Raw genomic sequence first — 22,201 nt, 5'->3', positions numbered from 1 at the left:
ACTGGAGCGCACCTTGACCAGCTTCGCCTCCCTCGCCGACCTGGCCGCCGCGGTCGGCACCGAACTCGGCAGCAGCGAGTGGCACACCCTGGACCAGCAGCGGGTGGACCTGTTCGCCGAGGCGACCGGCGACCACCAGTGGATCCACGTGGACCCGGCGCGGGCGAAGGAGAGCCCCTTCGGCGGCACCATCGCGCACGGCTACCTGACCCTCTCGCTGATCCCGGTGCTGGCCAAGGAGTGCTACCAGGTCGACGGCGTCCGGATGGCTCTCAACTACGGCTCGGACAAGGTCCGTTTCCCGGCCCCGGTGCCGGTCGGCAGCGCGGTCCGCGCCACCGCCGTACTGGCCTCGGCCGAGGAGGTGCCGGGCGGTCTCCAGGTCGTGGTGCGGTTCACCATCACCAGCGAGGGCAGCCCCAAGCCGCACTGCGTCGCCGAGACCATCACCCGGTTCTACGCGGCCTGAGCCACCGGCCCGCCCCGGGCCGGGTCTCACGGCCTAGGCCGAACGGTGCGCCTGGGCCGTTTCCACCGTGTGAGCCGGGCATCATGCCGGTAATGTCCGATTCGACGGCTGTCGTGCGGCTCCGGGTTCCTCCGGCATCCGTACGCGCCTCGGCATGCCGACCACCGCCCACCACGGCCGGCGGTGCCGCCGTACGGATGTTCCGACCGTGGAGGTGCCGTGCCCAGCTCCGTCCCCTGGATCTCCCGTACCGCGGGTCGGGCCGCCGGTCGGGCGGTCGACCTGACCCTCCAGCTCGGTGCCGAACTCGCCGACGTCAAGAGGCTCAAGGCGCTGCCCCGGACCACCTGGCACCGGGTGCGCACCGAGGCCTTCGGCGCCGACCCGCGCGGCTACCGGCGCTGGCGGGTGGAGAACTCCCCCAACTTCGCGGACGGCGCCTTCCGCAACCCCGTCCCCACCAGGCGGCTGGTGTACGAGCGTTCACCGCTGGAGGCGACCCGGGCGCAGCTCACCGGTGACAAGACCCGGCGGGCGCCGGCCGCGGCCGTGCCGGTGCACCGGCTGCTGCCACGGGAGTTGGCCACCGCGCCGGCCTCCGGTCTGCGGCTCACCTGGCTCGGCCACGCCTCGGTGCTGGCCGAGCTGGACGGCCGGCGGGTGCTGTTCGACCCGGTCTGGGGCGAGCGCTGCTCCCCGTTCCTGGGGATCGGCCCCAAGCGGCTGCACCCGGTGCCGATCCCGCTGCGCGAACTGGGCCGGGTGGACGTGGTGGTGATCTCGCACGACCACTACGACCACCTGGACATGCCGACGGTGAAGGCCCTGAGCCGCACCGGCACGGTGTTCGCCGTGCCGCTCGGGGTGGGCGCGCACCTGGAGCACTGGGGCGTGCCGAGCAAGCGGATCGTCGAACTCGACTGGTGGCAGCAGTCCGAGGTGGCCGGGCTGACCCTGACGGCCACGCCGGCCCGGCACTACTGCAGCCGCGGCCCGCGCACCAGCTCGCACTACCTCTGGGCCTCCTGGGTGGTGGCCGGCCCCGAGCACCGGATCTTCCACAGCGGGGACTCCGGCTACTTCCCGGGCTTCGCCGAGATCGGCCGGCGGCTCGGGCCGTTCGACGCGACCATGATGCAGATCGGCGCCTACAGCGACTACTGGCCCGAGGTGCACATGACCCCGGAGGAGGGCGTCCAGGCGCACCTGGACCTGGGCGGTGCGGTGCTGTTGCCGGTCCACTGGTGCACCTTCAACCTGGCACCGCACCCGTGGGCGGAGCCCGCCGAGCGGACCGTCGCAGCGGCCAAGGCGCTGGGCGCCCGGCTCGCCGCACCCCGTCCCGGCAAGCCCTTCGAGCCGGCCGATCCGCCCGAGCTCAAGCTCTGGTGGCGGGCGGTGGCCGCGACGCCGGAGCAGGTCGACCTCGTGGTGCCGGAGGACTTCGCGGTGGCCGCGCCGGCCAAGCCCGCCTCGGTGGAGGACGACGGCGTGACGGTCTGACCGCCGGCCGCCGATCCCCGGCCGTGGGCATGGGCGGCGGCCGGGGCTCAGCGGCGCCCGAAGCGCCGTCCGAGCACCAGACGCCAGGCGCCCTGCTGGACCAGCAGGGTGAGCACCCCGGCGAGCACGATGCCGGCCAGGTTGAGCGCCAGCTGGACGGCCGAGCCCCAGGCCTGCCGGTAGTCGCCGTAGCCGAGCGCGACGGCGGCGTTGGCGGCCGCGGGCACCGTGGTCACCGAGATCGCCACCCCGACCAGGGCGCCGGCCCTGGCCGAGGTCAGCGACAGCAGCCCGGCGACACCGGCCAGGAAGGCGACCACGAACGACATCGCGTCGGGCTGCCAGATGAACGCGGTGTTGGGCCGGGCCGCGTCGAACCGGACCTCGCTGAACAGTCCCAGCCGGTCCATCAGCAGGCTGAAGCCGACGGTCAGCACCATCGCGACCGTGAAGCCGACCACCAGGGCGAGCAGCGAGCGCACCGCCGGACGGCCGCGGCGCTGGACCACCGCGACGCACAGTCCGGCCAGCGGACCGAACTCGGGCCCCACCGCCATCGCGCCGACCACCAGGATCGCGCTGTCCAGCACGGCGCCGCAGGCGGCGAGCATGGTGGCCACGGTCAGCATGGCCAGGAAGACCACGGTGAGCGTGGACTCCTCATGGGTGATCTCCGAGACCTCCTCCCACACCAGCGCGTCCGCGCCCTCGCCCGGGGCCGACCGCTCCGCCTCGTCGGCCGCCGCCGAGATGGTCAGCCCGACCTCCTCGACGTCGATCGCCCCCCGCTCCGCGAGGCCGAGCCCGCGCAGGGCGCCGAGCACCTCGTCGGCGGCCTCCCGCGCGACGTCGCAGAGCACCACGTCCCCGGCGGGCCGCACGGCGCTGCCCGGCAGCAGGATCACATGCGTCACCCCCACCACCTCGTCCAACCGGTCGAGGACGGTCTCCCGCAGATCGGCGGGCACGATCAGGCGCAGGTGCAGCACGGTGGCTCCGGGCGGGACGGCGGACGGCGACCCGCCCACCCTAGGCCGACTCCGGCGCCCCCTGGGCCGCCAGCACCTGCGCGAGCGAGGTGGCCTCCTTCACCAGCCGGGCGCCGCCGCCCCGTTCGGCCAGGGCGGTGACCTCGGGGATCGGGCCGCGGGCAGCGCAGCGTCGGGCGCAGTCCACGGCCAGGGCGAGCAGGTCGGCGGCGGCGTGCACCGGCTTGTCGGCCAGCAGGGCGGGCAGGGCGGGGGCCAGCACCGACCACACCGTGCGGTAGGCGCCGGTGTCGGCGGCCGAACGCAGGGCGGCGGCCAGCCGATTGGTCTTCAGCTCCCCGGCGCGGGCCAGCCGGGCCAGCGCGGTGCCGAGCAGGGCGCCGTCCAGGTCGCCCCGGGCGGCGAGCACCAGCAGGGCGTCCACGGCCGCCGCCCGGTCCTCCGGGAAGCGGGTGCCCAGGCCGTAGCCGAGCACCAGGTGCAGGGCCGGGCCGGCCGGGCCGCCCGACTCGGCGAGCAGCGGCAGGGCCTGCGGAGCGCCCCGGTCCTCGTACCCACCGACCCCGGCGGCGCCGGCGAGGCCTTCGCGCAGCCGGGCCGCCACCGACTCGCGGTGCCCCGGCAGCATGGCCGTCCAGTGCGCGGCGGCGGTGAACCAGAAGCCCTCGACCGGGCAGCGGCCGGCCGGTTGCGGCGAGACCAGCCGGGCGGCGTCGGCGGGGAGCCCGTAGGTGGGCGCGCAGCCCTTCGGCGCGCTGGCGCGGCGGTCCTCCCGGTGCCACCAGCGCAGCCGGCCCGGCCGGTGCCCCGGCTCGGCGGGCCCGGTCGGCAGGACGGCGTCCAGGTGCGGCAGGCCGCCCTCGCGCAGCCAGGCCGCCAGCCGGCGCCCGGCCGGGGAGGTCAGCTCCGCGGCGGCCTCGGCGGCCGCCGGGGCGGGGAGGGTCACCCGCAGCATGGCCTGCCCGAGGTCGACCTCGCCGGGGGTCAGGCCGGCCGCCTCGTACCCGGCGAGCCGCTCCACCAGAGCGTCGGCCGCCAGTGCGCCGGTGGTGTCGGTCGGTGGTGCGAGCAGGTACGGCGGCGGGTCACCGCGGACCTGCCAGGCCGCCTCCTCCAGCCGGGCGGCCAGCTGGGCGCCGAAGACGGTCAGCCGCTGGCCGCGCAGCGGGGAGCGGCTCGCGCCCCGGGCCGAAAGGATCTGGTCGGGCGCGAGCCGGCCGGTGGCTGCGGCCGCCACGTACAGCAGGTCGGCGGGCGTGCAGTCGGCCCAGCGCCGGGAGGCCCAGGCCTGGCCCTGGAGCACCGGTTCGAGGGCGTCGGCGAGCGCCGCGCGGTCGAGGTGGGCGTGGCGCACCAGCCCGTCCAGGGTCCGTTCGAAGGCGGCCGGGTCGAGATCGCCCTGGAGCAGCGCGGCGAGCTCCTCGGCCACCTCGGCCGGGCTGCCGAGCGGTCCGGGCAGCGGCCGGGGCACGGGGGGCGGTGGCAGCAGCTCCTGGTACGGCTCCTCGGGCCGGTCCGCCCGGACGCCCAGCAGCTCGGCGGCCCGGGCGTGGTGGGCCGGGTCGAGCAGCCCGGCGGCGGCCCGCAGCTCGGGCAGGACGGCGTCGCCCGCCGCCTTCAGGTGCCGGGCGACCACCTTCAGGGCGCCCTCCTGGGCAGAGCGGTCCGGGTGGCCGAACGCGCCGGCCGCGGCCAGCACCACGGCGCCGGCCCGCCGCGGGTCGCGCCGGGCGGACCGGTCCAGCCAGCTCAGTTGGGCCTTGACCAGCTTCTTCTCGGTGCGGAAGAGCACCCGCTCGGCCGCCTCGGTGAGCAGGTCGGGGCCGAGCAGCCCGGCGGTGTCCAGCTCCACGAGCACCCGCTGGGCGTGGCCGGCCACGGTGGACAGGCCGTCCAGCAGGGCGAGGTAGCTGCGCAGGTGACCGGTGTTCTCGGCCGGGGTCGGGGCGAGCTCCTGGAGCAGCGCCAGGAAGCCGCGCTGGTCGTTCGCCCGGCCGCCCCGCAGCAGCCGGGCCAGGCAGCGCTCGATCAGGTCGGCCCGCTCGACCGTGCCGCGCTCGGCGAGCCTGACCAGGCAGCTGGTCCAGCGGTCCTCGGCCGCCACCCGCTCGTCGACCAGTTGGGCGCCGGTCTCCGGCACCTCGAACAGCCGGGGCACCAGGACGGCGACGAAGGGGTCGTGCTCCAGCCGCTCCCACAGCAGCCGGGGCCGGGCCGGGGCGTGCCACCAGCGGCGGTGTCGCAGCCACTCGGTGACGAAGGCGTCGGAGACCGGCACGGCCATGCCCGTGCTCAGCACCAGGTGCTCCAGCAGCTGGAAGTCGGTCCAGCCCCAGCTGCGGGCCGGCCGCTCGGCGAGCCGGGCCGCCACCGCGCTGCGCCACCGCACCGGCAGGGCGTCCAGCACGGCGCGCAGTTCGGGGCGGTCCCAGTTGCCGACCGCGCGGAAGTCCTGCCCGCCGAGCCAGCCGGCCGCGGCGGCGGGAGCGCTGTGGCAGGCCGTGCCGGCGATCATCAGCGCGGCGCGGACGTCCGCCGGCACCGCCCACCACTCGGGGCGCTGCTCCCGGCGCAGCGCGGTCAGTTCGGGCAGCTCGGCGCGGCGCTGCTCGGCCGTCAGTCCGGCCAGCTCCGCCGCCGTGCCCGCCACGTCCCCGCGCCGCACCGCCGCCAGCAGGGCGCTCATGCGCCGGCCGCCGGGTCCGCGGCCAGCCGGACTGCCAGCGCGTGCTTGCACGGGCCGCGCCCGCCGCGGTACTTGGCCCACCACAGGCAGGTGCAGCTGAGGCTGCCGTCGGCCCCTCGGCGGACCCGCTGGACGTGGTCGTCCACGGTCACGGTGGCCAGCGGGCCGTCCTGGTCGAGCCGGACGGCGCCGGCCGCCAGCAGGGCGCGGGCCGCCTTGAGCCTCGGATTGTGGGCCTCGGCGCGGCCGGCGTCGAAGGGCAGCCGGCGGTGGAAGTAGGCGGCCTCGGCGGGGTCGTAGCCGATCTGCCCGGCCGTGCCGAGCACGGTCAGCGCGGCGCGCACCCGCTCGGCGGTGAGCCCGGCCTGCTCGGCCAGCTCCGCCACGTCGATCCGGGGCTCCCAGGCCAGCAGCACCGCGACCAGCTCGGCGTCGGCCGCCGCGTCCGGGCTCGCCAGCGCGGTGAGCACGCCGCCCTCGCCGGAGAAGCCGCGGGCGACGTCCGGCGAGAGGGTGAGGGTCAGCCGCATGCCGGGCAGCACGATCTCCCAGGCCGAGGCCGTCGCCCGCGGGCCGGCCGGGGGGCCGTACAGGCGCAGCGCCAGCGCGTGGCGCAGCACCCGCTGGAGCGCGGCGAGCCGCTCGGGGCCGGGCAGGCAGACCGCGCCGGGCACCGGGCGGGCGGCCGGGCGCAGCGTGCCGCCGGCGAGCACCACCCGGTGCACGCCGCGGCCGGCGCCGCGCGGCAGCGAGCGCAGGAAGCGGACGGCCTCCGCGGCCGGCACCTCGGCGCGCAGGTCGAAGCCGGCGGCCAGCACCTGGGTCTCGGCGAAGCCGCGCAGCCAGCGGTCGGGCAGCGGCACCTTCTTCTCGACCGCGGTGCCCTCGAAGGTGGTGACCGCCAGGGCGTCCGGGCCCACCGCCAGGTGCAGCGGGTCCGCGCCGCCGGCGCGGCTGAGCGCCTCCCGGAGCGGGTTGTTGACGTCGACGTTGGTGGTGCCGTGGCCGATCTCGCCGCCGTCCAGGCCGTCGGCGAGCACGTCGAGGCGGGCGTGCACGCCGCAGCAGCCGGAGAAGGACTCGAACCGCAGCCGGTCGCCGCCGGCGGTGACCACCGGGTCGAGCGAGGCCCGCAGCAGCGGCTGGTGGTAGCGGGCGGCCGCGACGTCGGCGACCGCCAGCAGGGCGGCGGCGGCCGGCGCGGGGGCGGTCAGGAAGCCGCTGAAGAAGCGGGGGTTGGCGACCGCCCCGGTGGGCGTGCAACCGCCGGAGGTCGCCAGGGCGAGGGCCCGACCCGAAGGCTGCTCGGTCAGCGCCGAGGAGCGCAGGTAGGCGTACGTCTGTACGGCTTGCGTCATGGCCGGAACGCTAGGGCCCGGCACCGACAGCGATCAGGTTCTGCAACATGTTCCAGCTTCATTCCTGCCACCCGGGTCACACCGCCGACCGGCTCGATCTGCCAGGATGGGCCTGTGACGGATGCGATGAACCAGGAGACGGCAGGCCAGGGCACGGTCCGGCCGTTCGCCGATCTGCTGCTGCTCGAGGAGCTGGACGAGAACCTGTTCCGTGGCAGCTGCCATGCCGGCGCACCGATGCGGGCCTTCGGCGGCCAGGTCGCGGCGCAGGCGCTGACGGCAGCCGGGCGGACCGTCGACCCGGACCGGCGGGTGCACTCGCTGCACGGGTACTTCCTGCGGCCGGGCGACCCGCAGCGGCCGATCGTCTACCAGGTGGACCAGGTCCGTGACGGCCGGTCCTACGCCACCCGGCGGGTGACGGCCGTTCAGCGCGGCGAGGCGATCTTCACCCTCTCCGCCTCCTTCAAGCTGCCGGAGCACTCCGGCGAGCGGCAGCGCACCATGCCTCCCGTCCCGGGGCCGGAGGAACTGCCCGACCCCTTCACCGCCTGGGCGCGGGCCGACCCGGAGGACTTCGCCCGGGCGACCGACTTCCGCACCCTGGAGCTGCGCTTCATCCCCGCCGGCACCCCCGGCCTGCCGCCCGAGATCCCGGGCGTCCCGCAGCAGTTCGTCTGGCTGCGGACCGGCACCCCGCTGCCGGCCGAGGACCCGCTGCTCCAGGTCTGCGCGCTGACCTACCTGTCCGACCTCACGCTGGCCTCGACCACCGCGCTGCACCTCCAGCCGCACCGCTTCCAGCGCAGCGAACCGCCGCTGATCACGCTCGCCTCGCTGGACCACGCGATGTGGTTCCACCGCCCGTTCCGGGCCGACCGCTGGCTGCTCTTCGCCCAGCGCAGCCCCTCGGTCTCGGACGGACGCGGGCTGGCCCTGGGCGAGTTCTACGACCGCGACGGGCAGCTGGTCGCCTCCGCCGTGCAGGAGACCCTCGTGCGCGAACGACGTAGGCCGCCCAGGTAGGCTCGACCGGTGACCCGGACGCCTGCCGCCCCAGGCCGGTACCAGGACCCGTATGGCGCCCGGGCGTTGCGCTGGTGCGACGGCGCCCGCTGGACCGAGCACGCGCTGGCCGTGCCGGCCCCGGCCGAGGTCCCGGCGGCGGCCGAGGTGACGGCGCCGCAGGCGTACGGGCAGCAGCAGCCCTCTCCCCAGCCGCAGTTCGGCGGCGACCACTACGACGCCGACTTCCGGCACCCGCTGCCCGAGCCGCTGCGCACCCTGGCGGTGGCCGCGATGCAGACCGCCGACACCCTGCTCAATCCGGACGCCAACGGCGACCAGTGACCGGGGCGGCCCTGATCAGGCCGCATACCGAGCCGGTCACCGGCCCCGTATCATGGGCGGGTGACCAAGGTTGACCTGTCACCACGGCCGGTGGAGGCGATGTCGCCCCGTCAGCTCGAACGGCGCCGGAGTCTGATCCAGGCCGCCCTCGCCCTGGTGACCGAGATCGGCGTCGAGCGGCTCCAGATGAAACAGGTGTCGGAACGCTCCGGAGTGGCGCTCGGGACGGCGTACCGGTACTTCTCCTCCAAGGACCACCTGCTGGCCGCCGCGATCGCGGACTGGCACCGGCTGCTGCTGGCCGACCTGGTGGCCGAGCAGCGCACCGCGCGGGACGGGCCCTCGGACACCGACCGGACGGTCCGCTTCGTCCGGCACGGGATGCGGGCCTACCAGCGGCAGCCGGAGCTGGCCCGGCTCCGGGTCGCGGTCGCCACCTCCACCGACCCGTTCGCCAGCGAGGCGCTCCAGGGCATGGCCCGGGCCGACCGGGCGGCGCTGGACGCGGTGATGTCGGAGGTCCCGGCCTCGGCGGGCGAGCTGGTCCGGCACATCGTCGGGCACGCCTGGCAGGGCGAGCTGACCGCCTGGGTGACCGGTCGGACCACCCTGGACGACGCCCGGCGGCGGCTGGAGGACGTGGTCCGGCTGGTGCTCACCCCGTACGAACCGGCCTGAGCGGCACCCAGGGGGCACAGCAGTCACTCCGATGTCTTGACTTCCAGCTCGTGCCCCGACTTAACCCGGACGTATCGGCCGTTAACACCGCGCTGCCATGCTCACCCGCATGAACGCCCAGCCGCCCCCGGCCGCGCCCTCGACGGCCCGGCCGGACACCTTCCCGCTGCCCAAGCGGCACCGCCGTCTGATCGCCTGCACCGCGGTGGCCGCCTCCGTCGCGCTCGGCTGCCTCGGGGTCGGCGCGACCGTGGAGACCGTCCGGCAGGTGCCCGCGGCGAGTACCGCCGCCCGCTGAGTGGTGGGCTCCGGGCCGTGCGCGGATACTGCAGGTGACCATAGGTCTTCGGCCCGAGGAGGCACCATGGCTACCGGCACCGTACGGTCGTACTTTCCGGACCACGGCTACGGCTACATCGTTCCCGACGACGGCGGTCCCGAGCTGACCGTCTACTACGACTCGATCATGGGGATCGAGGACCACGTCCTGGAGAGCGGCCAGTCGGTCGAGTACGAGTCCACCGTCCAGGAGTTCCGCGCGGTCGCGGAGCGCGTCCAGCCCAAGTAGGCGACAGCAGCCCCCCCTGCGGCCCACCAGCACGGCCCCGGCTCCGGCTCACCCCGGTCGGCCGGGGCCCTCCTCGTCCTCGTCCGGGTGCTCGCCGCCGCGCTCCGGCGGACGGGAGTGGCGGCCCGAACCCGGCACCGGCTCGGGCGCCGCCGCCGGGGCGTACCGGGCGGCCGGCGCCCGCAGCAGCCAGGCCCGCCCGGCCGGGGCGATCAAGCTCATCCCCTCCAGCAGGCCCAGCACGTCGCGCCGGAAGGCCGGGCGGTCGGCCAGGTACTCGGGGCTCCAGCCGGCCCGCAGGCCGTGGTCGTCGGTGACGTCGCCGAGCGCGCCGTCGATCAGGGCGTCGGGTATCAGTACCGCGGGCGGCGCCGCCTCCCCGGGCAGCGGGCGCAGGTCCTCCACCAGGCGCTGCACCAGCAGCAGGGCGGCCTGGGCCAGGGTGCCGGTGCCGGGCAGCGCGAGATCGGTGAGCTCGTCCGCCGGGTCCAGCAGGGCCACCCCCTCGGCCCGGACCTCGGCCCGCAGCCCGAGGAACTCGGCGAACAGCGCGGCCTCGGACTCCCGCCGGGGCAGCAGCAAGTCCCGCTGGGCGGGCGGGAGTTCGTCGAGCAGCACCACCGGCGTCTCCACCAGCAGCCGGCGCACCGTCAGCTCGGGCCCGGCGGCGGGCAGCGGGGCCGGCGGGGCGAGGGCGGCGGCCAGCTCCCGGTCGACCACCGGCCCGCCGTCCGCGTCCCGGCCGACCACCTGCCAGTCCCGCAGCACCGCCAGGGCCTGCGGGTGGTCGAGGTCGGGCGCCCGGTCGTCGGCCAGCGCGCCGAGCGCCAGCACCAGGCAGGCGTACGAGGCCGGGGTGAAGCCCGGCAGGGTGCGGCCGGGCAGCGGCGCCTTCTGCAGCCGGGCGTGCCGGGCGGCCACCGTCAGCCGGTAGCCCAGCACCTGCCGGAAGCGCTCGGCCAGCCAGTCGGCGTGCCGCCGGATCAGCGCGAAGCCCACCGCGTGCGGGCCGGAGTCGGTGACCAGCGGGTGGGCCAGCAGCAGCCGGGCCGCGGCGCGCCGCTCCACGGCCGCGAGCGGCTCCGCCGCGCCGCGCGGGCGCTCGGGCTTGCGGTGCCGCCCCGAGCTGCCGAGCGGCTCGGCCGGGCCCTGGTCGGCGGCGTCCCGCCGGCCCCGGCGGTAGCGCGGCGGCCGGGTGCGCAGGGCGGCGGAGCGGTGCGCGGTCGGACCGTGCCACCAGCTGGTGCCGGCCGGGGTGGGCTCGGCCGGCTCCGGCGCGGCACCGAAGTGGCGCGCCCCGTAGAGGCCGAAGGCCGCGGTGAACAGGTCGTGCGCGGCCTGCGGCGACGCCTGGGCGAGCCGGGCGGCGAGCTCCTGGGCAGCCGGGTACAGGTCGGCCGACGGCTGGGCCGTGAGCTGCCCCGCCCCGCCCGCGCGCCCGATCCCCGTGCGACCCGGCACCTCCCCGGCGCCGGTCGCGTACTCGTGCTGCTCCATGTCGCCCACCAGACTAGACGGTGGCCCCGGCCCGCCGCAGGCGTGCCCGCCTGCCCGGCGCCGGAGCGGCCCGGGCGGGTACGCGCCGGTAACAAGCACTTCCGCAGCTCGGGCGCGGTCCCCTATCGTCACGGACATGCCGAACCTGCCCGACGTCGTGCTGTGGTCGATACCCGCCTTCGTGCTGCTCACCGTGGTGGAGCTGGTCTCCTACCGGTTCCACCCGGACGAGGAGGAGCAGGGCTACGCCGCCCGGGACACCGGGACGAGCCTGGGGATGGGCCTGGGCAGCCTGTTCTTCGACGCCGGCTGGAAGATCCCGATCCTGGCGATCTACTCGGCGCTGTACGAGCTGACCCCGCTGCGGGTGCCGGTGCTTTGGTGGACGGTGCCGCTGATGCTGCTGGCCCAGGACTTCTGCTACTACTGGGCGCACCGCGGCCACCATGTGATCCGGATCCTGTGGGCCTGCCACGTGGTGCACCACTCCAGCCGGCACTACAACCTGTCGACCGCACTGCGGCAGCCCTGGACCGGCGCCACCAACTGGGTGTTCTACCTGCCGATGGTCGCCGCCGGCGTCCACCCGGCCGCGCTGGCCTTCTGCTCCTCGGTCAACCTGGTCTACCAGTTCTGGATCCACACCGAGCGGATCGACCGGCTGCCCCGGCCGGTCGAGTTCCTCTTCAACACCCCCTCGCACCACCGGGTGCACCACGCCTCGCAGGGCGGCTACCTGGACCGCAACTTCGGCGGCATCCTGATCGTCTTCGACCGGCTGTTCGGCAGCTTCACCCCGGAGACCACCAGGCCGGTGTACGGCCTGACGAAGAACCTGCACACCTACAACCCGCTGCGAGTGGCCACCCACGAGTACGTGGCGATCGCCCGCGACATCGCCGGCGCCGCCGGCTGGGGCGACCGCGTACGCCACCTCATCAAGGGGCCGGGCTGGCAGCCCGGCGCCACCGACCGCCCGGAGGGCACCGCCGTATGACCATCACCCGACGCCTGCGCACCGCCCGCGGCCTGCTGACCGGCTTCGCCGCCACCTCGGCCGTCCACCTCGGCGCGATCGCGACCGGTGCCTCCGTGCTCCGGCACGCCACCAAGCCGGCCCTGATGCCGCTGCTCGCGGCGCAGACCCTGGCCCGCAGCCCGCAGGCCCCCAAGCTGCTGGCGCCGGCCCTGCTGCTGAGCGCGGGCGGCGACGTGGCGCTCCAACTCGGGGACGACACCGCCTTCCTGGCGGGGATGGGCTCCTTCGCGGCCGCGCACGTCTGCTATGTGACGATGTTCGTCCAGCAGGGCGCGCTCGACGACCGGCGGCGCACCGCCCTGGTCGCGGCGGCCTACGCGGCAGCCTGGGCCACGATGATCGGTCAGCTCTGGCCGGACCTCGGCGACCTGAAGATCCCGGTGGCCGGCTACAGCCTGCTGCTCGCCTCCACCGCCGTCACCTCGGCCGGGCGGGGCTGGCGGACGGGCCTCGGCGGAGCGCTCTTCCTGCTCTCGGACACCCTGATCGCCACCCGGCTGGCCGGCTGGAAGGAGCTGCCCGGCCACGAGCTGCTCATCATGTCCACCTACATCGCCGCCCAGTACCTGCTGGCCACCGGCGCGCTCGGGGCCCTGGAGCCCACCGGGGAGGAGGCGGACAAGCCCGGGGACGAGTACACCGGCGCAGCCGGCGCACGGCTCAGCGCCCCGGCGTGACCACGGGGCGCTGAGCAGGGGTCGGCTGTCCGGGCATCAGGACTGCTGCCCGTCGGCGGGCCGGCGGCGCAGCAGCCAGAAGCCCGCGATGCCGGCCGCGACCAGCACGCCGCCGGCCGCGAGCTCCCGCCCGTCGGTGTGGATCGAGCCGCCGAGGCCGGTCTTGACCGCCCCGTGCGGCTCCTCCGGCTCGGCGGGCTGGGCCGGCCGGACGGACTGGGCGGGCTGGGCGGACGGCTTGTAGCCCTCGGAAGGCGTGCCGCCGCCCCAGGAGCCCGAGCCGGTGACGGCCACCGCGCCGGTGAAGGTGTCACCGTTGGGGCACTTGCCGTCGATGCCCCAGGAGTTGCCCTGGAGCGCCTTCTTCACCGTGCCGACCAGGTCCTGCTGGGCGACCAGCTTGGCCGGGCCGCTGTACTTGCCGTCGGGGCCGACCGTGAGGGTGGCGGAGCCACCGGTGAAGGCCTGCGAAGCGGCGGTGACGGTCTTCACGGAGCTGGTGTCGCAGGTGACGCTGACGGTCACGGTCTGGCCCGGGGCACCTTCCGCCGGGCTGACCCAGGCGGGTGCGACGTCCTTGGCCTGGGCAGCCGGCCCGGCGAGGCCGAGCAGGGTGGTCGCGCCAAGCAGGGCTGTGGCGGCCGTACACGTGCGGCGCATGCCGTACCTCCAAGGTTCTCCGGTGCAGCGGGCGGACTCCGACGTCCGCGTGATCGAACAGCTACACCTGGTTACCCGCGACGCTAGGCAGCGCCACGCCGGGCGGCCACCCGGCGGAGCCCGTTCGGGTCCATACCGTCACGGTGCGTCACCGGGTGGCCGGCCCTGGCGGGCGGCTCAGAGGTCGAGATCGACCACCACGGGCGCGTGGTCGCTGGTGCCCTTGCCCTTGCGGGCCTCGCGGTCGACGTAGCTGTCCGTCACCGCGTCGGCGAAGGCCTTGTTCGCGAAGGTGAGGTCGATCCGCATGCCCCGGTTCTTGGGGAAGGCGAGCTGGCGGTAGTCCCAGTAGGTGTACGGGTGGTCGTACTTCAGCGGGCGGGGCACCACGTCCTGCAGGCCGGCCGTGGCGAGGGCCGCGAGGGCGGCGCGCTCGGGCGCGGTGACGTGGGTGAGGCCCTCGAAGGCGGCCACGTCGAAGACGTCCTCGTCGGTCGGCGCCACGTTGTAGTCGCCGAGCACGGCGAACGGGCGGGGGCCGGCGGCGTCCGCCAGGACGGTCTCGCGCAGGGCGGCAAGCCAGTCCAGCTTGTACTGGTAGTGCGGGTGGCCGACCTCGCGCCCGTTGGGCACGTAGACCGACCAGACCCGGACCGGGCCGCAGGTGGCGCCGATCGCCCTCGGCTCGACCTCGGGCAGCAGCGCGCCGTCGGCCAGGTAACCCGGCTGCTCGGGCAGGCCGCGCACCACGTCGTCCAGGCCGATCCGGGAGACGACGGCGACGCCGTTCCACCGCCCGGTGCCGTGCGCGGCCGTCTCGTAGCCGAGCTCCTTGACCGCCTCGTACGGGAAGGCGTCGGTGGAGCACTTCAGCTCCTGGAGGCAGAGCACGTCCGGCCGGGCGCTCTCCAGCCACTCCAGGAGCTTGGGCAGCCGGGCGGTGACGGAGTTGATGTTCCAGGTGGCGATGCGGACTGTCACGGCTGGCGGCCTTCCCGGGGTGGTACGGAACGAGGGGGTGGGCGCCCGGACCGGCCCGCGCGGGCGGACCACCGGGCACCCACCCCGAACATACCGTCCGGCACCGACAACACCGGCAGGCTCAGCCCGGCGCCGGGCCGTCGGCCGCCGGTCCGTCAGCGGCTGGGCCGCACCACGGCGGCCGAGCCGCCACCCCGCCGGACCGGCTCGGCCGCGGCCCGCCAGCGGCCGTCCGGCAGCCGCTCGACGCCGGTGGCCGCGCCGATCTCCCCGCCGTCCACGAAGACGTGCCCGAGCGCCTCCAGCCGGGCCCGCTCGGGCAGTGCCAGGAAGGCGGGTTCGGCGCTGGTCGCGGCGGTGTTGCGCTGGCTGGCGCGCGGGGCGGCGATCGCCTGTTCCAGCGTCAGGCCGCGGTCGATCCGGCCGAGCACCACCTGGAGCGCGGTGGTGATGATGGTCGAGCCGCCGGGCGAGCCGGTGGCGAACAGCGGCCGGCCGTCCTTGAGCACGATGGTCGGCGAGATCGAGGAGCGCGGCCGCTTGCCCGGGCCCGGCAGGTTGGGGTCGGGCACCCCGGGGGTGGCGGGGGCGAAGGAGAAGTCGGTCAGCTCGTTGTTGAGCAGGAAGCCGCGGCCGGGGACGGTGATGCCGCTGCCGCCGGTCTGCTCGATGGTCAGGGTGTAGGAGACCACGCTGCCCCAGCGGTCGGCGACCGTCAGATGGGTGGTGCTGGGCCCCTCGTAGCTCTCGGCGACGGCCGGCCCGCTGCTCGCGCAGGCGGCCGGGTGGTACGGGTCGCCCGGGGCGAGCGGGCTGGTCAGCGCGTGGTCCGGGTCGATCAGGCAGGCCCGGGCGGCGGCGAAGGCCGGCGACAGCAGCTGGGCGGTGGGCACCTGGACGAAGCGCGGGTCGCCGACCCAGCGGCCGCGGTCCGCGAAGGCGATCCGGCTGGCCTCCAGGAAGCGGTGGTAGTACTGGGTGTCGTCCAGCGTGGCGAGGTCGCTGTGGGCGAGGATGCCGAGCGCCTCCCCGCCGGTGGTGCCGCCGGAGGAGGAGGGCGCGATGCCGTTCACCTCCAGCCCCCGGTAGGCGACCTTGGTGGGCTGCTGGACCAGTGCCTGGTAGGAGGCCAGGTCGGCGGTGGTCACCTGGCCGGGGCGGGCGTTGCGCCCGGAGGCCGGGTCGACCGGCGGGTGCTGGAGGGTGCGCACGATGTCGGCGCCGATCGGGCCGCGGTAGAGCGCGTCGGTGCCCTTGCGGCCCAGCTCGCGGTAGGTGGCGGCGAGGTCCGGGTTGCGGAAGCGGGAGCCGACCACCGGGAGCGCGCCGTTCGGCAGGAAGAGCTGCCGGGTGGCCGGGAAGTCCTGGAAGCGGGCCCGGTTGAGCGCCGTCTGGTCCTGGAAGGTCTGATCGACCGTGAAGCCCCGGTCGGCGATCCGCTCGGCCGGGCGCAGCACCTCGCCGAGCGAGCGGGTGCCCCAGAGCTGCAGCGCCTTCTCCCAGGTCGCCGGGGTGCCGGGGACACCGACCGACAGCCCGCTGGTGACGGCGTCGGCGAAGGCCAGCGGCTTGCCGTTCTCCAGGAACAGCGTCTCGTCGGAGCGGCGGGAGGCGACCTCCCGGCCGTCCAGGGTGCTGACCCGGCCGGTGCGGGCGTCGTAGTGGACGAAGTAGCCGCCACCGCCGATGCCGGCCGAGTACGGCTCGGTGACGCCCAGCGCGGCGGCGACGGCGACCGCCGCGTCCACCGCGTTGCCGCCGTTGCGGAGCACCTCGATGCCGGCGGCGGTGGCGTCCGCGTCCACGCTGGCGACGGCTCCGCCGTAGCCGGTGGCCTCAGGGGTCTTCGGTGGGGGCGCGGCGGCCGTGGCCGGGGTGACCGCGGCACAGACCAGGGCGGCGGCGATGGCCAGGGCGGGTACGGAACGGGCCAGGACTCTCATACGGACCTCCTGAGGCGGCGTCAGCTTCCCGTTCTTTCACACCTGTGGTGGACAGGACAACCGCGCATCGTCGCACTACCGGCCAGTAGTCCCGGCAAACGACAAGGCCGGTCGGAGAAATCCGACCGGCCTGTGTGGTGCGCGAGGGGGGAGTTGAACCCCCACGCCCTTTCGGGCACTGGAACCTGAATCCAGCGCGTCTGCCTATTCCGCCACCCGCGCCCGAGTGCTTGTGGAGAACATTACCCGATCCGCGGGCGCCCCCCGCACCGCCCCCTGCCGGCTCCCTGCCGGCCGGCCCGCGGCTACCGCAGCGAAGCCCGCTCGGCCCGGCGGCGCTTGACGGTGCGGAAGCGGCGGGCCACCTGGCGGGCCAGGTCGGCCGCGCCGACCAGGCCGGCCTCGTTGCCCAGGGCGGCGGGCACGATGCCGGCCTCGGGCCGGAAGCCCCGGCCGGTGAGGGTGCGCCGGAAGGCCTCCTGGGCGGGGGCGAGCAGCAGGTCGCCGGCCTCCGAGACGCCGCCGCCGATCACGAACCGCCCGGGGTCCAGCGCGGCCGCCAGGTTGGCGATGCCGACGCCCAGCCAGTGCCCGACCTCGAAGAGCAGCTCGATGGCGACCGGGTCGCCGTCCCGGGCCGCCTCGGTGACCAGCGGGCCGGTGATCCCGGCCGCCGTGCCGCCGGCCCTGGCCAGCAGCGGCTCGACCACCGGGGACTCCTCCTCCACCAGCCCGCGGGCCTCGCGGACCAGCGCGTTGCCGGAGGAGTACTGCTCCCAGCAGCCCCGGTTGCCGCACGGGCAGCGGTGCCCGGCGGGCACCACCTGCATGTGGCCGAACTCGCCGGCCAGCCCGTACTTGCCCCGGTCGACGAAGCCGTCGCGGACCACCGCGCCGCCGATGCCCGTACCCAGGGTGATCATCACCATGTGGTCCTCGCCCCGCCCGGCGCCGAACCGCCACTCCGCCCAGGCGGCCGCGTTGGCGTCGTTCTCCACCACCACGGGGAACCGCAGCCGCTCGCTGAGCGCGTCCCGCAGCGGCTCGTTGCGCCAGTTCAGGTGCGGGGCGAAGAGCACCCGGGAGCGGTCCGCGTCCACCCAGCCGGCCGCGCCGACGCCCACCGCGTGCACATCGTGCTTGTCGGCGAGCTCGAGCACCAGCTCGACGATGACGTCCTCGACCACCCGGGCGCTCTTGTTCTTGTCCGGGGTCTCGGTCCGCACCCGGTCCAGCACCCTTCCCTCGCCGTCCACCACCCCGGCCACCACCTTGGTGCCGCCGATGTCGACGCCGATGGTCGGCAGTCGCAGCACCCCGGCGGGCAGGGTGCGCCGACGGCGGTCGGCCCCGCGCGGGCCGAGGCCGAACAGGGTGGGCAGGACCGGCGGCCGCGCGCTGTCGTTCGGGGTGGTCACTGGGGTGGACGCTCCTTCGGGTCGTCGGGACGGCCGAGTTCGTGGCTGAGCTCGGCCAGGTCCGAACCGCCCGCCATCTCGGTGGTGAGCCGTTCGAGGCTGATCTCCGCGCGCGGGTGGCTACCCGCCATTTTCCCCCTTCGCAGCAGGGTGAAGTGGTCACCCACCAGGTAGGCGTGGTGCGGGTTGTGGGTGATCAGGACCACCCCGAGGCCCTGCTCCCGCGCGGCGGCCACGTACGTGAGCACCACCCCGGACTGCTTGACGCCGAGCGCGGCCGTCGGCTCGTCCAGGATCAGCGCCTTCGCCCCGAAGTGCACCGCCCGGGCGATCGCCACGCACTGCCGCTGGCCGCCGGAGAGGGTGCCGATCGGCTGGTCGACGTCGGCGAGCTCGATGCCCATCCGGGCCAGTGCGTCGCGGGCGACGGCCCGCATCCGGGGGATGTCCAGGCGCAGCGAGCCGAGCTCGGCGCCGAGGAAGAAGTTCCGCCAGACCGGCATCAGCGGGACGACCGCGAGGTCCTGGAAGACGGTCGCGATGCCGAGGTCGAGGGCCTCGCGCGGGGAGCCGAGCCGCACCTCGCGGCCGGCCACCGTGTAGCGGCCCTCGTCGTGCTGGTGCAGCCCCGAGATGATCTTGATCAGGGTGGACTTGCCGGCCCCGTTGTCACCCAGCACGCAGCTGATCCGCCCGGCCGCCACGGTGAGCGAGACCCCTTCCAGCGCCCGCACCGGGCCGTACCACTTGCCGACCTCGGCCAGCTCCAGCAGCGGCATCAGGCCCTCCCCAGTTCGGCCCGGTGCTTGACCCAGGAGTTCAGCAGGGCGGCCAGCAGCAGCATCGCGCCCAGGAAGAACTTGAACCAGTCCGGGTCCCACTGGGCGTACACGATGCCCTTGCTGACCATCCCGAAGATCAGCGCGCCCAGGGCCGAGCCCACCACCGAGCCGTACCCGCCGGTGATCAGGCAGCCGCCGATCACCGCCGCGACGATGTAGATCAGCTCGTTGCCGACGCCCTCGCCGGACTGCACGGTGCCGAACGAGAACAGCAGGTGCTGGCCGAGCACCCAGGCGCAGAAGCCGACGCCCAGGTAGAGGCAGGTCTTGGTGCGGGCGACCGGCACGCCGACCGCGCGGGCCGCCGCCGCGTCACCGCCGACCGCGAAGACCCAGTTGCCGAAGCGGGTGCGCAGCAGCACCCAGCTGCCGACCGCGACCAGCCCCAGCCACCACCAGACGGTGGCCCGGACCGTCAGCCCGCCGACGGTGACCTCGGAGGCGAACAGCCAGCGGCAGGAGGCGAAGCCCTGCATGTCCCCGATCGGCTTGGTGCTCACGGTGCCGGAGACCAGCTTGGTGACGCCCAGGTTGGCGCCGGTCAGCATCAGGAAGGTGCCGAGGGTGACGATGAAGCTGGGCAGCCGGGTGCGTGCGAGCATCCAGCCGTTGAACGCGCCGACCGCGAGCACCACCGCCAGCGAGACCGCCGCCCCGACCCAGGTCACGGCGGTGAGCTGGTAGGAGACCATCGAGGAGGTCAGCGCGGCCGTGGTGACCAGCACGCCGGCCGAGAGGTCGAACTCGCCGCCGATCATCAGCAGCGCCACCGGCGCCGCCATGATCCCGATGGTGGAGGCCGCGTAGAGCACGGTGCCCAGCGAGGAGAGCCGCAGGAAGCTGTCGGCCGTCAGGGCGAAGAACACGAACACCGCGGCCGCCGCCAGCAGGGCGCCGAACTCCGGCCGGGCGAGCAGCCGGTGCCGGCGGGTCCGGCCGTCCGCCAGCAGGTCGGCCGGGGCGCTCACCGGGTGCCCCGGGCGACGTCCTGGGCGAGCGCGGCGGCGTCCTCCTTGGTCAGCACCTGCGGGCCGGTGAGCACCGGGCCGCCGCCGCCGAGCACGTCCAGGTTGTAGCGGTACAGCCAGAGCAGGTCGACGCCCTCGTACCCCTGGAGGTAGGGCTGCTGGTCGACGGCGAAGCCGACGGTGCCCGCCTGGAGTCCGGCCACCACCTGGGTGCCCAGGTCGAAGGTGTCCAGCTCGACCGGGCGGCGGGCGTCCTGGACGGCCTGCAGGCCGGTGGCGGCCAGCGGGGCGCTGAGGGTGAGCACGGTGTCCAGCGACGGGTCGGCCTGGAGCTTGGCGGTGATCGCGGCCCGGGCGTCCGGCAGGTTCACCCCGTCGACGTACAGGGTCTGGAAGGTGCCGCCGAAGGCCGACCGGGCACCGGAGCAGCGCTGCTCCTGGCCGATGTTCCCCTGCTCGTGGATCACGCAGAGCACCGCGGTGCGCGAGCGGCCGGCCAGTGCGCGGCCGGCGGCCTGGCCGGCGGTGGACTCGTCCTGGCCGATGTGGGTGAGCGCGCCGAACCGGGCGGAGAACTCCTGGCCGGAGTTGATGCTGATCACCGGGATGCCGGCCGCCGCGGCCTTGCCCAGCACCTCGGCCATCGCCTCGCCCTTGGCCAGCGTGACCAGCAGCCCGTCCACCCGCTGGTCGATCGCGGCCTGGACCAGCTGGACCTGGTTCTGGGTCTGCGCGTCGTTGGAGTAGAGGAAGGTGATGTTGTCCTTGGCGGCGGCCTGCTCGGCGCCCTTGCGGACGGTGTCCCAGAAGGAGTCGCCGGCCCCGGCGTGGGTCACCATCGCGACCTTCCAGCGCGGGGTGTCCACCGCGCCGCCGGCCGTGGCCGACCGCGCCCTGGCCTGCTCGGCCCGGCGGCCCCCGGTGCTGCTGCAGGCGGTGGCCAGCAGGAGCAGCACGAGCAGCACCGTCGCCGTCCGCGCCCTCACCTCGTCCGTGCCCGCACTGTGACGCTCCACCCTGTTCGCCCGGCCATGGCTACCAGTGTCGGCGCCGCAGGGCGGCGGGTCGAGATCGCGTAGGGCCGCCCGGGTGAGACGCGCTGACGGAGCACCAGCCGATCGGGCGGTGTTCGGCCAGCTCGGGACGGGCACGGGGAAGGATCGGGTCCGATCCAAATGCTGGTCCGGTCGGGTGGCAGACTTGGGTGGTTGCTTGGCGGAAGCTCACAGAAATGTGATGTTCCTCTCAGGGTCCACCCAGCAACTGATCGCCCGTCCCACCCCGTCTGATCCTTCGGAGCCCGTCTCGGGCGCCCAGAAGCCCGCGGCGAACGCAAACCCGGATACGAGAAAACCTTCATGCAACTGACTGGCACCCCCTTCCTCATCGTCACGATCTTCCTCGTGCCGATCTCCATCGCGGCGGCGTTGCTGCTCTGGGGGCGGGTGCGCGGGCCCAAGCCCGTGCAGGTCCTGTCCAGACTCGCCATGATCCTGTTCTGCCAGGTCACGGCTGTCACGACGGTCTTCGTCATGGTCAACAACGCCAACCTGATCTACGGCAACTGGGACGATCTGCTCGGCACCGGCGAGCACGTGCGGGCCATCCCCAAGGTCCCGGCGGACAACGGGCCCGGCTCGGACAACAAGACCCGGGCCAAGGTGATCCAGTCCTTCAAGGGCGTCGGCGACCCGAAGGTGCCGGCCGACGTGCAGCACACCGAGCTCAAGGGCGAGCTGTCCGGGGTCGACGGCGAGGTGCTGGTCTGGCTGCCGCCGCAGTACAACAACCCGGCGTACAAGGACAAGAACTTCCCCGTGGTCGAGCTGCTGCCGGGGTGGCCGGGCTCGTCCAAGACCTGGTACGGCACGCTGAAGGTCTCCGAGCAGCTGAAGCCGATGATGGAGCGCGGGGAGGTGGCGCCGTTCATCCTGGTGTCGCCGCGCACCAACCTGCTGGGCGACGAGGTGGACACCGGCTGCGCGGACGTCCCGGGCAAGGTCAACGCGGACACCTGGCTCTCCCGGGACGTGCCGCAGATGGTCCTGGACAACTTCCGGGCCGACCCGTCCGCCGACCGCTGGGCGGTGGCCGGCTACTCGGCCGGCGGCCACTGCGCGGCCAAGCTCGCCCTGGAGCACCCCAACCGCTACCGGGCCGGCGTCAGCCTCTCCGGCTACAACGACCCGGGGCTGGAGCCGCACTCGCTGACCGCCAAGGACCCGGCGCTCAAGGAGAAGTCCAACCCGCTGAACATCCTCAAGAACGCCCAGACCCCGCCGAAGACCGCACTGTTCGTCAGCGGCAACAAGGGCGACGGCTACGAGGACGCGCTGGCGTTCAAGCAGGCGGCGAAGGCGCCGACCACCGTCACCGCGGTGGAGACCACCGGCCCGCACGCCAGCGACGTCTGGCGGCCGATGGTCCCCGACATGTTCAAGTGGCTGACCGGCGTCATCCCGGTCCAGCACTGACCGACCAGCACTGACCGACCAGCACTGCCACCGGTCCAGCACTGCCACCGGTCCAGCACCGACCGGCCAGCACGACGCGCAGGGCAAGCCGAAACGGCCCG

At 74.9% G+C, this 22,201-nt stretch carries 21 protein-coding genes and 1 tRNA gene; 10 read left to right on the top strand and 12 right to left on the bottom strand.

Annotation, left to right across the window (positions count from 1 at the left end; translation table 11 throughout):
* Window positions 1-13 precede the first annotated feature (13 nt).
* Both AB0K43_RS01385 and AB0K43_RS01380 read left to right on the top strand, forming a co-directional pair.
* Entirely contained in the window at window positions 14-469 is a 456-nt protein-coding gene (locus AB0K43_RS01385) for a MaoC family dehydratase (protein ID WP_363634506.1), read from the top strand.
* A 333-nt stretch (window positions 470-802) separates the two neighbouring features.
* Window positions 803-1,972: an MBL fold metallo-hydrolase gene (locus tag AB0K43_RS01380; protein ID WP_363634694.1), complete on the top strand. Its 1,170-nt coding sequence runs from the start codon at window positions 803-805 to the stop codon at window positions 1,970-1,972.
* Window positions 1,973-2,019: 47 nt separating this feature from the next.
* Here the strand turns inward: AB0K43_RS01380 and AB0K43_RS01375 are convergent, their stop codons facing one another.
* Genes AB0K43_RS01375 through AB0K43_RS01365 form a run of 3 tightly spaced genes read right to left on the bottom strand, consistent with a single transcriptional unit; the run spans window position 2,020 to window position 7,005 of the window.
* Window positions 2,020-2,961, bottom strand: a complete 942-nt coding sequence (locus tag AB0K43_RS01375; protein ID WP_363634505.1) for a DUF389 domain-containing protein — start codon at window positions 2,959-2,961, stop codon at window positions 2,020-2,022.
* Window positions 2,962-3,001: 40 nt separating this feature from the next.
* A complete protein-coding gene (locus AB0K43_RS01370) occupies window positions 3,002-5,647 on the bottom strand; it encodes a DUF6493 family protein (protein WP_363634504.1) in 2,646 nt (881 codons plus the stop codon).
* Window positions 5,644-7,005, bottom strand: a complete 1,362-nt coding sequence (locus AB0K43_RS01365) for an SWIM zinc finger family protein (protein ID WP_363634503.1) — start codon at window positions 7,003-7,005, stop codon at window positions 5,644-5,646. Before AB0K43_RS01365 ends, AB0K43_RS01370 begins: the two co-directional genes overlap by 4 nt.
* 126 nt (window positions 7,006-7,131) lie before the next feature.
* On the opposite strand from AB0K43_RS01365, the gene AB0K43_RS01360 reads away from it, so the two are divergent.
* The 5 genes from AB0K43_RS01360 (at window position 7,132) to AB0K43_RS01340 (ending at window position 9,601) form a co-directional block, all read left to right on the top strand.
* Window positions 7,132-8,031 (top strand): acyl-CoA thioesterase II, encoded by a 900-nt coding sequence (locus tag AB0K43_RS01360; RefSeq protein ID WP_363634692.1) that lies wholly within the window; start codon window positions 7,132-7,134, stop codon window positions 8,029-8,031.
* A 9-nt stretch (window positions 8,032-8,040) separates the two neighbouring features.
* A complete protein-coding gene (locus AB0K43_RS01355; protein WP_363634502.1) occupies window positions 8,041-8,355 on the top strand; it encodes a DUF2510 domain-containing protein in 315 nt (104 codons plus the stop codon).
* A gap of 60 nt (window positions 8,356-8,415) precedes the next feature.
* Window positions 8,416-9,033 carry a TetR/AcrR family transcriptional regulator gene (locus tag AB0K43_RS01350; RefSeq protein ID WP_363634501.1) on the top strand — a complete coding sequence of 206 codons (618 nt, stop codon included), beginning with the start codon at window positions 8,416-8,418 and terminating at the stop codon, window positions 9,031-9,033.
* A gap of 109 nt (window positions 9,034-9,142) precedes the next feature.
* Window positions 9,143-9,331 (top strand): hypothetical protein, encoded by a 189-nt coding sequence (locus AB0K43_RS01345; RefSeq protein WP_363634500.1) that lies wholly within the window; start codon window positions 9,143-9,145, stop codon window positions 9,329-9,331.
* A gap of 66 nt (window positions 9,332-9,397) precedes the next feature.
* Window positions 9,398-9,601, top strand: coding sequence for a cold shock domain-containing protein (locus AB0K43_RS01340; RefSeq protein ID WP_363634498.1), 204 nt, complete (start codon window positions 9,398-9,400; stop codon window positions 9,599-9,601).
* Window positions 9,602-9,649: 48 nt separating this feature from the next.
* Here the strand turns inward: AB0K43_RS01340 and AB0K43_RS01335 are convergent, their stop codons facing one another.
* The gene (locus AB0K43_RS01335) at window positions 9,650-11,098 is read right to left on the bottom strand and encodes a DUF2398 family protein (RefSeq protein WP_363634497.1); all 1,449 of its coding nucleotides are present in this window, start codon (window positions 11,096-11,098) and stop codon (window positions 9,650-9,652) included.
* A 136-nt stretch (window positions 11,099-11,234) separates the two neighbouring features.
* Between AB0K43_RS01335 and AB0K43_RS01330 the strand changes: the two genes are divergently transcribed.
* On the top strand, window positions 11,235-12,095 hold the full coding sequence (locus AB0K43_RS01330; RefSeq protein ID WP_363634496.1) for a sterol desaturase family protein: 861 nt from the start codon (window positions 11,235-11,237) through the stop codon (window positions 12,093-12,095).
* Window positions 12,092-12,814: a lysoplasmalogenase gene (locus AB0K43_RS01325; RefSeq protein WP_363634495.1), complete on the top strand. Its 723-nt coding sequence runs from the start codon at window positions 12,092-12,094 to the stop codon at window positions 12,812-12,814. The genes AB0K43_RS01330 and AB0K43_RS01325 overlap by 4 nt, the downstream gene beginning before the upstream one ends.
* 36 nt (window positions 12,815-12,850) lie before the next feature.
* Here the strand turns inward: AB0K43_RS01325 and AB0K43_RS01320 are convergent, their stop codons facing one another.
* The 8 genes from AB0K43_RS01320 to AB0K43_RS01285 form a co-directional block, all read right to left on the bottom strand.
* Window positions 12,851-13,474: a hypothetical protein gene (locus tag AB0K43_RS01320; protein WP_363634494.1), complete on the bottom strand. Its 624-nt coding sequence runs from the start codon at window positions 13,472-13,474 to the stop codon at window positions 12,851-12,853.
* Between the two features lie 177 nt (window positions 13,475-13,651).
* On the bottom strand, window positions 13,652-14,455 hold the full coding sequence (locus AB0K43_RS01315) for an exodeoxyribonuclease III (protein ID WP_363634493.1): 804 nt from the start codon (window positions 14,453-14,455) through the stop codon (window positions 13,652-13,654).
* A gap of 155 nt (window positions 14,456-14,610) precedes the next feature.
* Entirely contained in the window at window positions 14,611-16,398 is a 1,788-nt protein-coding gene (ggt, locus tag AB0K43_RS01310) for a gamma-glutamyltransferase (protein WP_363634492.1), read from the bottom strand.
* A 135-nt stretch (window positions 16,399-16,533) separates the two neighbouring features.
* Window positions 16,534-16,620: transfer RNA gene (locus AB0K43_RS01305), tRNA-Leu, on the bottom strand.
* An 83-nt stretch (window positions 16,621-16,703) separates the two neighbouring features.
* Window positions 16,704-17,816, bottom strand: a complete 1,113-nt coding sequence (locus tag AB0K43_RS01300) for an ROK family glucokinase (RefSeq protein ID WP_350635248.1) — start codon at window positions 17,814-17,816, stop codon at window positions 16,704-16,706.
* The gene (locus AB0K43_RS01295; RefSeq protein ID WP_363634491.1) at window positions 17,813-18,595 is read right to left on the bottom strand and encodes an ATP-binding cassette domain-containing protein; all 783 of its coding nucleotides are present in this window, start codon (window positions 18,593-18,595) and stop codon (window positions 17,813-17,815) included. Before AB0K43_RS01295 ends, AB0K43_RS01300 begins: the two co-directional genes overlap by 4 nt.
* The gene (locus AB0K43_RS01290) at window positions 18,595-19,626 is read right to left on the bottom strand and encodes an ABC transporter permease (protein WP_363634490.1); all 1,032 of its coding nucleotides are present in this window, start codon (window positions 19,624-19,626) and stop codon (window positions 18,595-18,597) included. The genes AB0K43_RS01295 and AB0K43_RS01290 overlap by 1 nt, the downstream gene beginning before the upstream one ends.
* Complete coding sequence (locus tag AB0K43_RS01285; protein WP_363634690.1) at window positions 19,623-20,588, bottom strand: substrate-binding domain-containing protein; 966 nt, start codon at window positions 20,586-20,588, stop codon at window positions 19,623-19,625. Before AB0K43_RS01285 ends, AB0K43_RS01290 begins: the two co-directional genes overlap by 4 nt.
* A gap of 396 nt (window positions 20,589-20,984) precedes the next feature.
* Here AB0K43_RS01285 and AB0K43_RS01280 point away from each other — a divergent pair, with 396 nt between their 5' ends.
* Window positions 20,985-22,100, top strand: coding sequence for an alpha/beta hydrolase-fold protein (locus tag AB0K43_RS01280; RefSeq protein WP_363634489.1), 1,116 nt, complete (start codon window positions 20,985-20,987; stop codon window positions 22,098-22,100).
* Window positions 22,101-22,201 lie beyond the last annotated feature (101 nt).

The organism is Kitasatospora sp. NPDC049258, from assembly GCF_040678895.1.
Classification (GTDB): domain Bacteria; phylum Actinomycetota; class Actinomycetes; order Streptomycetales; family Streptomycetaceae; genus Kitasatospora.
This window is presented reverse-complemented; position numbering and strand designations above follow the sequence as displayed.